Consider the following 14,926-nt stretch of genomic DNA (forward strand, 5'->3'; position numbering starts at 1 on the left):
GCGAAGGCTCTTGCCACAAGTCCAGATCTACCTGCACCTATAACGAAAATTGAATGTTTGGCTGCTTGAGCATATATCAAAATATTTATTAACTTTTCAACTTGAGCTTCATCTATAACGGAACCAAGCTTACTTATAAAAGTGACAATAACATTTAGAAACTCCTTCATAGCTTCGAGAGGCATTAAATCCCTAATAAACTAACATCTTCAACCCTTAAAATCTTTCCATTTATCCAAACTTAAAGTGTTTTGCTTTGATGGCTCCCTTAAACCTTCAAACTTTGCATTAAAGAAATCCACCAGCTTCTCAGCTTTGCTCCTACTCAAACCCTTCACCGTAGAAAGCTCGACAGCCGATGCCAAAACGATATTCTTTATTGATCCAAATGTATTTAAAAGCCTAATAGCCAGTTTATGTCCAATGCCGGGAAAACTGCTAACAACCAATAATTGCTTTTCACTTAAACTGGATGCTCTAGACTTACCTTTAACTATAATTGATTTCTTAAACTCACCTTGCTCATGTTTTACCATGGAAAACAAAAGTTCTGCAGTATCATACTCATCCTTTGTGAAAAAGAAGGAAACACCCAAATTAAGCCATATCGTTGAAATGGTGCCGTGAAAGGCCTTAGCTCCAGCCTTAAGAGTGGTGTATGCATAATCCACGTCACCCTCAACGATTATTGCAGACTTGTAATAAGATTGAGAAAGTCTACGTGCCTGATCAAAAATCCTACCTTCAACAACGCTATTAACAAAATCCTTAATATTCTTCCTCTCTACAGCACAATCGCTTGAAATTATATAATCACCGACGGGTAATTGGCGATATAAAACGTATAAACCCATCTCACTTAAGTATGAGGGAACCTTTGAACCCCTCTCCCGCTCATCAACCAATATCCTTAAAACGGACAAAAGGTATTCACCAAAATTTTTAAGTGAAAACAAGTTAATATGCCATTCTGGTAATAAATAATGCTCAAAATGGGTGAAAAATATTTCATTCAAGGTAATATTGCTTGCGCAGAAGCTGCAATAATTGCTGGATGCAGATTTTTCGCAGCCTACCCAATAACGCCAGCATCAGAAATAGGTGAAAGACTATCCGAATTACTACCATCCGTTGGAGGTAGATTCATACAAATGGAAGATGAAATAGCTTCAATAAATGCTGTGATAGGGGCAAGTTGGGCTGGAGCAAAAGCCATGACAGCAACCAGCGGTCCAGGATTCAGCTTAATGCAAGAAGGGATTGGATATGCATTCATGACTGAAACACCATGCGTGATAGTTGTTGTACAACGAGTTGGACCAGCCACTGGACAAGCCAGTAAAGGCGCTCAAGGAAACTTTTATCAATCAAGATGGGGGACTCATGGAGATTATAGTGCAATAGTTTTAGCCCCCAATTCAGTTCAAGAAATGTTTGATTTAACGATAAAAGCATTTAATCATGCTGAGGAGTATAGAACTCCAGTAATACTTCTCGCAGATGAATTAACTGCACACATGTTTGAACCAGTAGAAGTCCCGGAAAAAGTGGAGGTGAAGGAAAGAAGAATAGCCTTAGATAATTCTGAGCCTTTCTTCGACTCCAAAGATCCATTAAAAGCGCCTCCAATGCCGAAGCTTGGTATAGGGTTAAATGTTCTCGTAACTGGATCAACGCATAATGAGTGGGGATACAGAGCAACATCAGATCCAATTGTGCATAGAAAACTTATCACAAGGTTATATTATAAGATAGAGGGGAATGCTAAAAGGATATGTGAATATGAATTAGATATTCATGATGGCTCCAAGATAGGGATAGTATCATATGGTTGCTCATCAAGATCAGCTTACGGAGCCATCGAAATTTTAAGTGAAGAAGGTTTGAAAATTTCTCATTTAAGGTTAAAAACGCTATGGCCATTCCCAGACTGGGCTGTTGAAGAATTATCAAGTAAAGTTGATGTCATAATAGTGCCAGAATTAAGTTTAGGTCAACTGGTAAGAGAAGTGGAGAGGGCAGCCTATGATAAGACGAAAATAATATCTTTAACGAAGGTAGGGGGAGGGGAATTGATAAAACCACATGAGATAATTGAAGTCATAAGGAGGTTACAAAAATGAAGCACTACGCTATAAAGTATTTAAGAGAAGAAGTATTGCCAACACCATTCTGCCCAGGATGCGGAAATGGAATGATAATAAATGCACTATTCAAAGCATTGACTGAACTTGGATATGAAGATCTTAGAAACTTCGTATTCTGCAGTGGAATAGGCTGCGGAGCATGGATCCCCTCACCACACTTCAAAGCAGACACCATACATACACTACATGGAAGAGCAATCCCAGTAGCTACAGGAATAAAGTTAATGAGACCGGAACTCAACGTGTTCGTTATAAGTGGAGATGGAGACCTAGCGGGGATAGGATTAAGCCACCTAATACACGCAGCTAGAAGAGAGCTTGGAATAAAAGTAATAATGGTAAACAATATGATATATGGAATGACCGGAGGGCAGGTATCCCCAACAACACCTAAAGGCGTAAAAACAACCACAACACCATATGGAAACCTAGAAAAACCATTGGATGTAGCTAAAATAATGGCAGCCATGAAAGTCCCCTATGTCGCTAAATGGACAACATACCACATGATACCATTAAAAAACTCGATAAAGAAGATAATTAATGTGGATAAATTCTCATTTATAGAGGTTATAAGTCAATGCCCAACAAACTATGGGAAGAATGTGGGATTCAGAAAACCATTCGAAATGCTAAAATGGTTTAAAGAGAATTCAATACCAATATCTAAGGCAAAGGATATGAAGGAAGAGGAACTTGAGGGAAAGATAATTGTTGGAGAATATGTAAATCAAATAGAGTGAGGTGAACTTATGATCAAAATAAGGATTTGCGGATTTGGCGGACAAGGAATACTATTGGCAGGCGAAATACTAGGCACCGCAGCAATGATCGAAGGTAAATATTCCTCGGAAATGGGAAGCTACGGAGCAGAAGCCAGGGGAACTACAACTGTAAGTGATGTTATAATATCCGATAGGAAAATAAGCTTCCCAGTAATCGATGAATGCGACATACTCATCGCAATGAGCCAACAAGCATTCAACGCAAACGCCAAATTTGTAAAAAGGGATGGCATAATAATAATTGATGAAGACCTAGTTAAAATCCCAGAAAATTTAACCCAGAAAGTATTCAAAGTTAGGGCAACAAAAATCGCTGAGGAAAAGTTTGGAAGATTAGCTGCAAACATGATCATATTGGGATACTTAGCTGGAAAAACGAAGATTGTAAGTACAGAATCATTAAAGAAAGCTGTGAAAAGTAGAGTTACAAGAATGGTGGAAGCAAATCTAGCAGCCATAGATGAGGGAGCTAAACTAGCCCATGAAGAGGGAGTATAAGTTTAAATAATCTTCAATATGGAAGTAAAACTTTAGAAGTAGCATGAATACGGTAAATGAAACTATGATGAACAAAGCTATGTAATCCCTCCTTTTAAAAGACAACTCAATTAAACTACTCCTCTTTGGAGAAGCACCAAAAGCCCTCGATTCCATAGCTTCCGCAACACTCATAGATCTCCTTAATGCACTTACAATTAATGGAACTAGTATGGGAATATAATTCTTCAATTTCACTATGAAGTTCCCCTTTTCAAGCTCAAGCCCTCTAGATCTTTGAGCATCAATTATGATTTGAGCTTCCCTAGCTAATGTTGGAACAAACCTTATTGACATAGTTAATGTAAGTGCAAAATCATAGGGTACACCAATATTCACAAGCATAAGAGCAAAGTCTTCTGGATATGTGGTCATGAAGAATATTGAAAATGAGGACATTAACAAAATTAACCTTAAAGTAATGGTTAAAGCCAAATAAAGGCCAGATACAAAATAGTTCAATGCAAAAACCAGTATTATGAATAATAGGGCCCCCCTCAAGCTTCTTAGATAATCTATAAGGGATTTGGCTAAATAGAAGAGTGGAATTGATGTCAAAAACAGTATTAAAAGTATCACGAAATTGTTGTATATGAAGGATAATATCAAGTAGGATATGGAGAGCAGGAATTTAACGCGGGGATCTAATCTATGAATTATGGTATCACCACGTTTGAATTCAAAAGCTTTAAGAGTCATCATACCCTTTCACCTACAAAGAACTTTTAGTATAGAGTCACGAACTTCTTGAACTAACAAAAGATCTTTAGGTATTCCGAATTCATGAAGGGAATAAGCTATCTGAGTTACTTGAGGCAAAACAAGGTTTGCCTTTTTCATCAAATCTTCATCAGTCAATATTTTACGTGTACTACCATCAGCAATTACCCTACCAGAAGAGAGAAGTATGACTCTCGGGAAATTTTCAGCCACAAATTCAATATCATGGGTAACCACCACCACAGTTTTCAATTGTGTATGAAGTAATTTTATAAGTTGTGCAAGCTTCTCCTTCTGCATATAATCTTGACCCACGGTTGGTTCATCAAAAACTATTATATCAGGGTCATAGCATAATACTGATGCAATAGTAACGCGCCTACGCTCACCCCCACTTAAAGTAAAGGGGGAGCGATCTCTCAAATCATATAAATCCAATAATTTTAGTACCTTCTCAACCCTCTCACTAATAACTTCCTTTGGAAAACCAAAATTCTTCAATGCAAATGAAACCTCTTCCTCCACAGTTTCTGCGAATAACTGATGATCAGGATTTTGAAATACTAAACCAACCCGTCGTGAAAGTTGGGCAACAGTGGCGTATCTGGTATCAACCCCAAATACTTTTACATATCCACGTTTGGGCTTTAACAATCCATTGAAATGCTTAATTAGAGTAGTCTTTCCAGCACCATTCTCACCCATTATTGCAACAATTTCACCAGGATTTATTTCAAGGGATACTCCCTTTAAAACTGGATTATCATCATAATAAAACCATAAGTCATGTACCTCAATCATTTCTTAACAACCTCCAAGAAATATTCCTTAAACATTTTTGGGGATAGAGGAATATCTCTTAATACAACCCCACTATTTAAAAGGTGATGATACAATTCAACTACCTTAGGTATACCCACACCAATACTTTTAATAGAACCTATATTTTCATTTGAAAAAACAGTTCTAGGATCCCCATTAAAGATTATTTTACCCTCATTCATTATTATAAGCCTATTACATACGGCAACTAAAGCTTCTAATCTATGTTCAACGATGATCACGGTTAACTTCAATCTACGCCTGAGATCACTAAGCAAGGTGAGTAATGAGTAAGCACTTGCAGGATCTAAATGCGATGTCGGTTCATCTAAGACTAGAATTTTTGGTCTCATAGCTAAACAAGCTGCTAAAGCAACCTTCTGCTGTTCACCACCAGAAAGCTCAAAGGGTGCCCGATTGCGGAGATGGGAAATCCCCATCAATTCCAGAACCTCATTAACCCTTGACCTAATTTCTTCCCTATTTAAACCTAAATTTTCAAGTCCAAAAGCTACTTCACGCTCCACATTTAATGAAAAAAGTTGTGATTCAGGATCTTGAAAAACCATACCAACATATTTTGATAAGATAGTTGTGGGGGTATTTTTGACGGATAACCCATTAACTATAACATCACCAATAAATTCACCACCATAGAAGTGTGGGATTAAACCATTAAAACATCTACATAAAGTTGTCTTACCACAACCACTAGGACCTGTTATAACAACAAATTCGCCTTCATCTATACTTAAAGAAATATCTTTAATTGCATATTTTAATGAACCAGGATACTTGTATGAGAGACCTTTAACTTCAACGATCGCCATAAACCTCCCTCATACGCCCAATTAATGTGCAAGATAATTGCGTAATATCTTTAACTGCTTAATAATAAAAATTAGCTTTCATCCCCTTGCAATTTTACTCGAAATTATTTTTATACAGAAATTTTCAATACCATCCCTATTCCTACATCCATTGGCACCTGCAGCTGTAGAATGTCCACCCCCAGTGCCACCTATAAATTCTCCTAAAGGAATCATAAGATCTCTCCCCAAATGAAAGCCAGTCTCCCTATAGAAGGCTTCCGTAGACCTTGCACTAACACGTACATCATCACCTTCACCTCCGACCACTACGGCTAAATCCCCTCCAAGATCAATCAACGCTCTTGCAAGGGAAGCTTCAAAGGAACTTACATTTGAAAAAACTATCAACCACTTCCCAAACCTAAATAATTTTAATCTCTGCGCCCCCTTAAGTCTAGCTATTCTTTCAGAGATATCCATAGGCTCTGAGATTATTGATAAAGCTAAACTATAATCGCCTCCATTCTCCATGAGGAAACAGACGCTTCTAAATGTTTCAATGGAAGCTATTAGAAATCTCTTTGAATCAGATATTATTGCTGTAAGTAGTGCTAATGCACTGCTCCTACTCATATTCAAATGTAACTCTTTGAAGAAATTGGCGACTATTTCAGCTGTGGAAGACGCATTAGTATTTGAAGCTATGTACAAGGCGCGATCAATAGTTTCCTTCAATGGCTCATGATGATCAATAATCAAAAGTGGAATACTAGACCCCTTTACAAAATCACCTAAAGAACCAAGCTGAGTAAAGGATATAGCATCCACCATAATTAAAACATCAACACTACCCTCAATGGTTTCCAAGACATTTACATTATCTATATGGTTCAATAACCTCTTCGATGATGAGTTCAATCCTTCAGGTGATACAATAAAAACTTCCATATTAGCATACAACTTCATTAAAAGCTCTCTTAGGGCATATGCGCTCCCAAAGGAGTCTGGATCAGCATTACGATGACAAAGTAAAGCCACCTTCTTCGGCGAGAAGGAATTTAATACTTCAATAAACTTTCTACATTCACTCAACACTACCCATCCTCTTATCTAATTCTTTAAAACATCTTTCGACAGCCTCATTTATAACTACTTCCACATCGCTCCTAGAAAATTTTGGGTGTAAGGTCAACTCGACATCAACATCAAATGTTAACTGCCCATCATCTAAAAGACGGACATCCACACTCACATTTAAATCCAGAATATCGTTAATTGAAAATTTTGAAAGTATATATGACCGTATAATATTTTCAGCTAAAACACAAAGTTCTTCTATGGATTTATCAGTAAAGGTACTGTTAGCCATCAGCTATCATTGGTCAAATTATTTTATGCCCCTGAACGTTGAATTGTTGAAAGTAGATTGCTTACTTCTCTCCGCAACTCTTCAAATTGTTTACGGAGCAAAGCTTCTTGCTTTTCAAGAGTTTTTATTCTTAATTCCAAAGTATCCCTCTTATCTCTTAACTCTTCTAAAACTTTTGCTTTACTTGATTTAAACATTACATATCCAGCTGCCTTATAAACTTCACAATCATCGGAAAGCTTTTCAACAGCCTCTAAAGCATTCTGGGACTCGGCTAATTGAAGCTGTAGTTGTTGCTTCCTAACTAAAATTAATCTTAATTGTTCTTGAAGATCCTGCAATCTTGCAACTTTCTCCTCAACATCAGGTGGTAACTTTTCATCCAAAAAAATCAACCCCCTAAAGATTAATGGAAAGTGAAATAAAACATTTACGATTAAGCTTAATCCTTCAAACTTTTAAATATTTCCTCCAACAATATGATTAACCTAAGAAATGAGTTTAATGCAGCCCTCAACAGGGATGGGTTATCAGAAGATAAATATAGAAGGATTTTTGGAGGATCATGCTTTATTAACGACGTAACTCTACGCGATGGAGGATTAGCGATTTCAGGGTATAGGGAGTCGAAAATTATTTTTGAAATTATTGGATCTTTGAAATCTAACGTTAACTCAACTTCAAACATAAATTCAATCCAATAAATGTTTTTAACAAGAGATTTTTAAATAAATTTAACCTTCATGACCGGCCCAATGATATATCCAGACACCGTTGTAAAATGAATCATGAAAATGTCCTTTTCTAAGTACTCAACATTCATTATGGAGAAATCCTCGGATAATTTCTCATAATCATTTCCTTTAGATAAGTAAAGTCTACAATTAAATAAACTAGACAAATGATTCGCGGCTCCTAAAGCATTATCATTTGAGCAACGTACAATGATATCATCAACTCTAACCCTCTTAGCATTCTTAATTTCAAAGGTAAGTTTAACTCCTAAAAGCCTCAATCGAGGATTCAGTGGGTTAAGACGTTCCCTTCCAACAGAGTAAAATGTTAATAGTCCAGGGTTCCCCATAAATGTGTTAACAATTATGACTCTATCACATTTGCTTTGAAGAGCTAACATGTGCACATCATTGATGGATTTTTTACCACGATTAACTTTAATAGCGGAAGGCAATGCATAGGATAGATCCTTACAAAAACTTCTAGTACGGGGACTATCACGCCTAGACATTGTTATTAAAAAACGTATAGGATTTAGGTAATTCCTCATTTCATCTCAGCATCGCAGATGAGGGAACATAAGCCCCTCCAGCAAACTTATATCCACACTTTTTGCACATCCATATACCAACACTTAAACGCTTCAATTTCCCCTTAGATTGGCATCTTGGACATTTGTGAGGAGCATGCATCAAAATTTCAATGTTCCTTACCCTCGCCCTAAGTGAAGCTCCATAACGTGCACCAAATCTCCCCGCAGGACCCACTTTACTTTTAGACCCCATCTCAAGCACCCCTCATACTCTTCTCCCAATTGTTGAAGGATTCTAATAAAATTGACCTTAATTCCTGCCCTTTAGATTTCGCTAACTCAATGGATTTCAAAATCTCATCATATGTGAAAGCTCCGGGAAGCCCCTTCTGAACTGCACATATCTCCCCCTTAGAATTAGTGAACACAGTTAACCTCGCCTCGACAAACTCAAGCTCCTCCAATGTAGGGTCTAACAATAGATAATTTCCAATCTTATTTATAGTCACTGATACTGGGTAATCAGCTATTTTCAATGATCTCCTCTCATCATGCACAACTACCTGCGAACCTTCAACCGTAACTACTGGTATCTTTGTAACCATCAAAGCAGCTAGAGAAGCCAAAGCTGTAGCATCAAAAAGGTCTCCGCCATGATCAAGAACATAGATGTCAACCCACAATATCCAAACCTTCTCATTTGGTATTATACATAGATCTTTAAAGTCTACAGCACCACCATGCCTTAAACCCCTATCTATAACCCTCGCCAATTCTATGGAATTTTCATCGGGAGGTCCTGCTTCAAATTGTGGAGAAGCCAGCGGAACAAACTCTGAATTCACTATTAGAACACCTTCATTAGGGGTATCTGGAAATGGTTTACCAATTTCAGCTTTTATTCCCACCAAAACATACGTGTCTCCAATCCTTACGCTAGCAGAACCATTAGCTTTACTTATAACGTTAAACTCGAATTTTATTGGTCGATATTCATCTAATCTACGACCATCGCTTCTAATCCCCTTGGATAGAGAACCCAATATTAAATCTTTATTTATTGGCAAGGAAACCATCATTACACTCATTCCTCCAATACGAGGTTTTTAATTTCTCCAAATCCATCCTTTAAAGCTTTTCTCTGAACTTCATGAATATACTTACAGCTTTTCATAGCAAGTTGTAGTAAAGTGTTAAATTCATCCGAGGTAAGTATTCCATCCATTTGAAGTAATGTAATGATATTCTTATTTGGCATTATAGCAAATGGGACGTCGGCTTCACCATACTTATCTTCCACATCGGATAAATCTACTATGAGCTTACCATCAGCTTTACCAACAGCACATGCAGCAACCAGATCCCTCATGGGAATACCGGCATCGGCAAGAGCTACAGAAGCAGCGGTTATACTTGCACACCTAGTGCCACCATCAGCTTCTAAAACTTCAATGAATATATCTATAGTTGTCCTTGGAAATTCCTCAACAAAAATTGCAGGCTCCAAAGCTTCCCGAATAACTTTAGATAACTCTATCTCACGCCTAGAAGGTGCGGGGGATTTACGTTCCTCAACAGAAAAGGGCGCCATCCTATATCTGCACCTAACAACAGATTTATCGGGCAAACTTACATGTTTGGCAAAGCTCTCCCTAGGGCCATACACTCCAACCAATATATGTGTCTTACCTTGAATTATACGCGCAGAACCATCAACATTTGAAAGAACTCCCACCTCAATTTTTAATGGTCTAAGCTCATTCCATCGCCTACCATCAACCCTCAATCCATTTTCATCAATAAGTCTCCTCTTCCCACTCATGATACGGCACTCCCCAATACAATAAATTGACTACAAGAAATAGAGATTACAAGAATATAAGTTAAGCGTTCATCCACCAATTTTCTCACGCTCTTTAACAATCAAAGACTTGACTTTATCTGTAAGACCAGGTAAATGCGATTCTTCTTCCACAAGAGAAATTATCTTTCGCACTAAATTAACTACTTGAGGATCTGTGGAGGACACCCAAATCCTACCATTCCTACCCATTATAATCTTACAATTAAGCTCTTTCTTAATCATATTTATCATAGACCCACGCCTACCAATAAGTCTAGGCACCTTAACAGGTGAAAATGTTATAAGTGTACCATGCTCCAATTTACCAAGACCTCTCCCCTTTATTGATAACAAAGGATTCCTAAGTTTATCAAATGCTATAACTTCAGCAAATATGACATCACCAGACTTAAGGTATTTTCTAATATCTTCTCTTGCAACGTCAATAGGTTTAGATAGTGCATCGGAAAATTGTAGAACTGCAATATATGGGGAGTTTATATCCACTTGCCAACTTGTAGGCGAATTATCAATTATAACCCCTATAACAGAATCCCCAACCCTTGGAATGTAGAATCCCTGTAATGGAATTATGTTCACAACTTTGTTTCTAATTTCACAGAGCCCAAAAACTGATGAGAAAATCTTATTACCTTCAGTATACGTATATGCGCCCGCCTTAAAAGATCCCTCAGCAACAAGATCTCCGGGGAAAACTATACTTCTGGATCTAGTTTTTTCACCCACAATACATCACCCTAACGGACCACATTTATCTCCACATTCCCCTTACAGAGTTTATTCATTTTTTCTATAAATGATGGTTGAAGTCCAGCAGGCATTTCAATTTCACAAATTAAAGAGCCATCAGACTGCCACTCAGAACGTTTTATTACACCAAAACTTGAAAGAACACCATAAGCTTTACCGGCATACTCAGCACCTACCTTAACATTCAATGTAACATTAGCGATCTTCAGCGGTAGAACATTTCTCAAACTTTTAATGACACTTAAGCTCTGTTCCTCCGCATCCTTAAATGGATCTATTTGCACCCCAACTTCCTCCATAGCTAATTCTATCCTCTTAGGCGGATGAGGTAGATTGGTTCTAGGGTCAACACAACACCTAGATATGAAATTTATGATTTGCCTCTTCTTGTTTTCTATCATTTCCTTCCTCTGCTCAGCAGTTAACTGCAGTGTACCATTCTTTAAAATAATTGGCGCAATTTTATATATGTCAGTGGTACCAAAAACTTTAATTAAACTTTCTTCAGAAGCCTTCAAACCTTTATTTGCATCTTTATATATTATCTCACCAACCAAGATCTCATTTAAATCAACATTTTCTCCCTGTTTAAAGGCCCATGCCAAATTTGGATTCACAAGTATTTCGAACCGTTCACCTTTAGAAATATATCTAGCCACTACATAATCCTTTTTTGAACTCATTCATAGCACCACTTTTATGAAGATATATTCAATCTATTAAATATTATTAATTACATAAATATAATTAAGTTTAAACTTTCAAATTAAGAAATTGATGTTATTTGTTAAATTCCACTAATTAATGAAGCCACTTCCTCCCTAGATAGCTTCCTAAATATTCGATCCTTTACTGAGACAACACCTATTTCAATTTTATCTGGATCTATTGGACCTTCAACCACCGGCTTTATTGCTGCAACTGCCATTTTAAGGGCTTCATTTAAAGATATTTCAAATTTATAATTCTTTTCAAGGAATTCAGTGACTTGTTGACTGCCGGACCCTATTGCCCTAGCAAAATATAGTGCATATGCTCCACTAGGTTCCGTCATTAATAATCTTGGACCATTATCATCAACTCCAGCCACCAGGAAAGCTACTCCAAAAGGTCTTACACCGCCACGTTGAGTATATAGTTGCATCACGTCGCTAATCCTCTTAGTTAAAACTTCAACGTCTATAGGTTCATCGTATAAAATTCTATTTATCTGAGCTTCTTGACGTGCATAGTCTATTAGTATTCTAGCATCAAAGGGGAAGCCTGCATAGGTTATACCAATATGTTCATCAATCTTGAATATTTTCTCAAGGGAGGAGTAGTCTATTAATGGTAGGATCTTCCTCCTCTCAGCAACTAGGACAACACCCTCAACACATCTAATACCTAATGCAGTAAACCCACGCCTAACAGCTTCCATAGCATATTCAACTTGAAACAATCTCCCATCAGGTGAGAAAACAGTTATCGCCCTATCATAACCCATTCCAGGCGGTGTGAACAATGTATCTCACCTTTTAATCTTGTTACCTAAATTGTAGGAATTAAGCAATAAATTTTACTATTTCAATTATTATTGTGGGGTCAGTTCGTCGCGAGAACGTCATCCATTAAGTCAGACGTCTGGGACGGCTTCTTCATACCCCAGTAATCAATTGTTTAGACAGATTATTAAGGATTTTCTCAGCCTTCTTAAACGTTCCAGAAATCTTTATCACACTGAAAATGACGTCATCACCGGATATACTTTTTATAAGAGCTAAAGCAGCTCTAACTTTTGAAACACTTAAATGATCACAACGTAAAATCCCAATTCCAAGCTCAGGACAATATTTCATTAAACTAAAGCTTATTTTACTGGAACCCACCTCCCCAAATAATGAGGAAAGCGAAGAAAATATTGCATTTAAGACATCTGAAAAAGCTATTGATCGCCCACTTTTACGTATAATCCTAAAAATTAAATACCTATTTCTTCTCAATTTCACCACTTTCATCAATCCTCCCCAATAATCGAACACCTTTACACACCATTTCCCCACTAAGTTTCATCCTATTCCTTTCGATTAAATTTGATGGATTATTGGAAACAAATTGTAATGCATCAAATTCAGAAACACCTAAAAGCGTTATTACGGATGCTATGGCTCTAGGATCCCTCATTTCAAAAACATTTTTAGCTCCCGAAGAAGCAATTACGGGGACGCCATACCTAAGAGCCAATCTAACATTCTCAGACATAATTCTAAGAGTTTTTATCCTCTCACCAGTGTTAGAGCATCTAAGTATATCAGCAATATTTATTTCCAAAACAGAATTACCTTTAGCAGCCAATTTAGCTTCTGAAACATCAAAGAAATTTGATTTCCAATTTGAATATGAAAAGTTTAAAACATCCACACGGCTATCTCTAGCAGCAAATCTAGCCACATGAATATTATTGCAAAAAACAGAAATTACCTCCACCTTACCCCTATAAAATCTGAGATCCCTCTTCAAATCATTCACATTTTGGGGGAAAAGGTCAACCCTACTAACCATATCTATACCATGCTCATTGAACATCCTTTTGAAATCCCCAATCATATCAACGTTATGCCTATTAAAGATGGATAAACCTATATAACTGAAGCCAAGAGTGGAAGCCATATTGATTATCTCAGATATAGATGATGTCCCATTAGACACATCTGGGGAAACATGTAAATCAGAGAAAAGTTTACCCATAATCATTCACCTGAAATTAAACCAATTTCAATACATGCATCTCTTACAAGTCTCTTTTTAACATTGAATTTCAAAGTCACCTTTATCACCTCACTACCATCATTTAACCGTAATACACCATTATATGCAGCACCTTTATCAAACCTTATATGCAGAACACAAGATTCATCCAACCTATAATCAAGGGTTCTATAAAGTAGTCTTTTATCGTTATCACTGATGTTCTTACAGAAATATTCGATTATCTCCTTCACAGCAATCTTATCAGAAAAGTGTAATTTTACATTAACAATAACATTACCATAATACCCCTCCAAAATGTCCTCGGAAAATATTACTCCAGATCTTATGGATTCAGGAATGAGATTCATCATTGCAGTTTTAACTTTATTTAAGTCTTCGGTAGCATGACAAAAAGCGTTCATTGAAATTTCAATTACTGGAATACCCTTAGTTGACATAATTACATGCAATAAATTGATAGATAAAGACTAATAATAAAATGTTATTGCAATTTAACTTTTTGATGCAGAAGACCTGCTCGGCCTATTTTTCACAGCCCTAGAACCTTTAACATACAGTCCTCTAGACCTTCTACCAGCAGGAGTCAAACCTCTAAAAACTCTTCTACGCTGACTTGGATTACAAATCCAGTTAATATCTGGATCATTCATAATGCTGGGATGATGAGGATCAACGAGTATAACTTCAAACCATTTATATCTACCATCCTCTCCAACCCAATAACTTGCAAGCACCTCTAAATTCGGGTATTTCCTAGCAGCCTTCTCCTCTGCAATCCACTGCAAACTCTTCTTGACAGTATGTCCATGAACACCCATCCTTTTCGGGCGCCTTCCACTATCAGGTCTAATTTTGCTCATACTTCCACGTCTCACCCTAACTCTAACAACCACAAACCCCTGTTTAGCTTTATATCCGAGCGCCCTAGCCCTATCCAGTCTTGTTGGTTTTTCGATTCTAACAACAGAAGGCCCTTTACGCCACTGTATAAGTCTCTCCCTGACGAGCTCTGGGAATTCCCCCCTCTTAATATCTTTCCACAGCAGCGAAATATGCCTATACATGAATACTCATCCCACGGGATATCTCTCCATTTCAGTTA

At 37.2% G+C, this 14,926-nt stretch carries 22 protein-coding genes and 1 pseudogene; 3 read left to right on the plus strand and 20 right to left on the minus strand.

The genetic code is table 11. The features are described 5' to 3' along the window. Together MRT15_RS00705 and MRT15_RS00710 are read right to left on the minus strand one after the other, a co-directional pair. A pseudogene (locus tag MRT15_RS00705) lies at positions 1-185 on the minus strand (6-phospho-3-hexuloisomerase); the annotation flags it as partial. Positions 186-209: 24 nt separating this feature from the next. Further along, a complete protein-coding gene (locus MRT15_RS00710) occupies positions 210-923 on the minus strand; it encodes an ERCC4 domain-containing protein (RefSeq protein ID WP_304326959.1) in 714 nt (237 codons plus the stop codon). Positions 924-992: 69 nt separating this feature from the next. Here MRT15_RS00710 and MRT15_RS00715 point away from each other — a divergent pair, with 69 nt between their 5' ends. Genes MRT15_RS00715 through MRT15_RS00725 form a run of 3 tightly spaced genes read left to right on the plus strand, consistent with a single transcriptional unit; the run spans position 993 to position 3,430 of the window. Continuing rightward, entirely contained in the window at positions 993-2,123 is a 1,131-nt protein-coding gene (locus tag MRT15_RS00715; RefSeq protein ID WP_304326961.1) for a 2-oxoacid:acceptor oxidoreductase subunit alpha, read from the plus strand. Next, positions 2,120-2,890 carry a thiamine pyrophosphate-dependent enzyme gene (locus MRT15_RS00720; protein ID WP_304326963.1) on the plus strand — a complete coding sequence of 257 codons (771 nt, stop codon included), beginning with the start codon at positions 2,120-2,122 and terminating at the stop codon, positions 2,888-2,890. The genes MRT15_RS00715 and MRT15_RS00720 overlap by 4 nt, the downstream gene beginning before the upstream one ends. A gap of 9 nt (positions 2,891-2,899) precedes the next feature. After that, a complete protein-coding gene (locus tag MRT15_RS00725; RefSeq protein ID WP_304326966.1) occupies positions 2,900-3,430 on the plus strand; it encodes a 2-oxoacid:acceptor oxidoreductase family protein in 531 nt (176 codons plus the stop codon). Here MRT15_RS00725 and MRT15_RS00730 read toward each other — a convergent pair. From MRT15_RS00730 to MRT15_RS00815, 18 genes are all read right to left on the minus strand, one after another. Further along, entirely contained in the window at positions 3,407-4,171 is a 765-nt protein-coding gene (locus MRT15_RS00730; protein WP_304326968.1) for an energy-coupling factor transporter transmembrane protein EcfT, read from the minus strand. The two genes, MRT15_RS00725 and MRT15_RS00730, sit on opposite strands and share 24 nt — an antisense overlap. A 6-nt stretch (positions 4,172-4,177) precedes the next feature. Beyond that, positions 4,178-4,990 (minus strand): energy-coupling factor ABC transporter ATP-binding protein, encoded by an 813-nt coding sequence (locus MRT15_RS00735; RefSeq protein WP_304326970.1) that lies wholly within the window; start codon positions 4,988-4,990, stop codon positions 4,178-4,180. After that, complete coding sequence (locus MRT15_RS00740) at positions 4,987-5,841, minus strand: energy-coupling factor ABC transporter ATP-binding protein (RefSeq protein ID WP_304326972.1); 855 nt, start codon at positions 5,839-5,841, stop codon at positions 4,987-4,989. Before MRT15_RS00740 ends, MRT15_RS00735 begins: the two co-directional genes overlap by 4 nt. A 78-nt stretch (positions 5,842-5,919) precedes the next feature. After that, the gene (locus tag MRT15_RS00745) at positions 5,920-6,915 is read right to left on the minus strand and encodes a bifunctional oligoribonuclease/PAP phosphatase NrnA (RefSeq protein WP_304326974.1); all 996 of its coding nucleotides are present in this window, start codon (positions 6,913-6,915) and stop codon (positions 5,920-5,922) included. Continuing rightward, entirely contained in the window at positions 6,908-7,192 is a 285-nt protein-coding gene (locus tag MRT15_RS00750) for a DUF3194 domain-containing protein (RefSeq protein ID WP_304326976.1), read from the minus strand. The genes MRT15_RS00745 and MRT15_RS00750 overlap by 8 nt, the downstream gene beginning before the upstream one ends. 23 nt (positions 7,193-7,215) lie before the next feature. Further along, positions 7,216-7,578 (minus strand): prefoldin subunit beta, encoded by a 363-nt coding sequence (locus MRT15_RS00755; RefSeq protein ID WP_304326978.1) that lies wholly within the window; start codon positions 7,576-7,578, stop codon positions 7,216-7,218. A 56-nt stretch (positions 7,579-7,634) separates the two neighbouring features. Further along, complete coding sequence (locus tag MRT15_RS00760; RefSeq protein ID WP_304326979.1) at positions 7,635-7,880, minus strand: KEOPS complex subunit Pcc1; 246 nt, start codon at positions 7,878-7,880, stop codon at positions 7,635-7,637. A 36-nt stretch (positions 7,881-7,916) separates the two neighbouring features. Continuing rightward, positions 7,917-8,477 carry a Brix domain-containing protein gene (locus tag MRT15_RS00765; RefSeq protein ID WP_304326981.1) on the minus strand — a complete coding sequence of 187 codons (561 nt, stop codon included), beginning with the start codon at positions 8,475-8,477 and terminating at the stop codon, positions 7,917-7,919. A gap of 1 nt (position 8,478) precedes the next feature. Then, a complete protein-coding gene (locus MRT15_RS00770) occupies positions 8,479-8,712 on the minus strand; it encodes a 50S ribosomal protein L37ae (RefSeq protein ID WP_304326983.1) in 234 nt (77 codons plus the stop codon). A 1-nt stretch (position 8,713) separates the two neighbouring features. After that, positions 8,714-9,526, minus strand: a complete 813-nt coding sequence (rrp42, locus tag MRT15_RS00775) for an exosome complex protein Rrp42 (RefSeq protein WP_304326985.1) — start codon at positions 9,524-9,526, stop codon at positions 8,714-8,716. Positions 9,527-9,543: 17 nt separating this feature from the next. Next, complete coding sequence (rrp41, locus tag MRT15_RS00780; protein WP_304326987.1) at positions 9,544-10,281, minus strand: exosome complex exonuclease Rrp41; 738 nt, start codon at positions 10,279-10,281, stop codon at positions 9,544-9,546. A 69-nt stretch (positions 10,282-10,350) separates the two neighbouring features. Continuing rightward, entirely contained in the window at positions 10,351-11,049 is a 699-nt protein-coding gene (gene rrp4, locus MRT15_RS00785) for an exosome complex RNA-binding protein Rrp4 (RefSeq protein ID WP_304326989.1), read from the minus strand. Between the two features lie 11 nt (positions 11,050-11,060). Next, on the minus strand, positions 11,061-11,756 hold the full coding sequence (locus MRT15_RS00790; protein ID WP_304326991.1) for a ribosome assembly factor SBDS: 696 nt from the start codon (positions 11,754-11,756) through the stop codon (positions 11,061-11,063). A gap of 104 nt (positions 11,757-11,860) precedes the next feature. After that, the gene (psmA, locus tag MRT15_RS00795; protein WP_304326993.1) at positions 11,861-12,577 is read right to left on the minus strand and encodes an archaeal proteasome endopeptidase complex subunit alpha; all 717 of its coding nucleotides are present in this window, start codon (positions 12,575-12,577) and stop codon (positions 11,861-11,863) included. A gap of 133 nt (positions 12,578-12,710) precedes the next feature. Further along, positions 12,711-13,070, minus strand: coding sequence for an Rpp14/Pop5 family protein (locus MRT15_RS00800; RefSeq protein ID WP_304326995.1), 360 nt, complete (start codon positions 13,068-13,070; stop codon positions 12,711-12,713). Then, positions 13,042-13,800 carry an RNase P subunit p30 family protein gene (locus MRT15_RS00805; protein WP_304326997.1) on the minus strand — a complete coding sequence of 253 codons (759 nt, stop codon included), beginning with the start codon at positions 13,798-13,800 and terminating at the stop codon, positions 13,042-13,044. The genes MRT15_RS00800 and MRT15_RS00805 overlap by 29 nt, the downstream gene beginning before the upstream one ends. A gap of 2 nt (positions 13,801-13,802) precedes the next feature. After that, entirely contained in the window at positions 13,803-14,261 is a 459-nt protein-coding gene (locus tag MRT15_RS00810) for an RNA-binding domain-containing protein (protein ID WP_304326999.1), read from the minus strand. 54 nt (positions 14,262-14,315) lie between these two features. After that, on the minus strand, positions 14,316-14,888 hold the full coding sequence (locus tag MRT15_RS00815) for a 50S ribosomal protein L15e (RefSeq protein ID WP_304327001.1): 573 nt from the start codon (positions 14,886-14,888) through the stop codon (positions 14,316-14,318). Positions 14,889-14,926 lie beyond the last annotated feature (38 nt).

It is taken from the genome of Candidatus Culexarchaeum yellowstonense (assembly GCF_024707025.1).
Classification (GTDB): Archaea; Thermoproteota; Methanomethylicia; order Culexarchaeales; family Culexarchaeaceae; genus Culexarchaeum.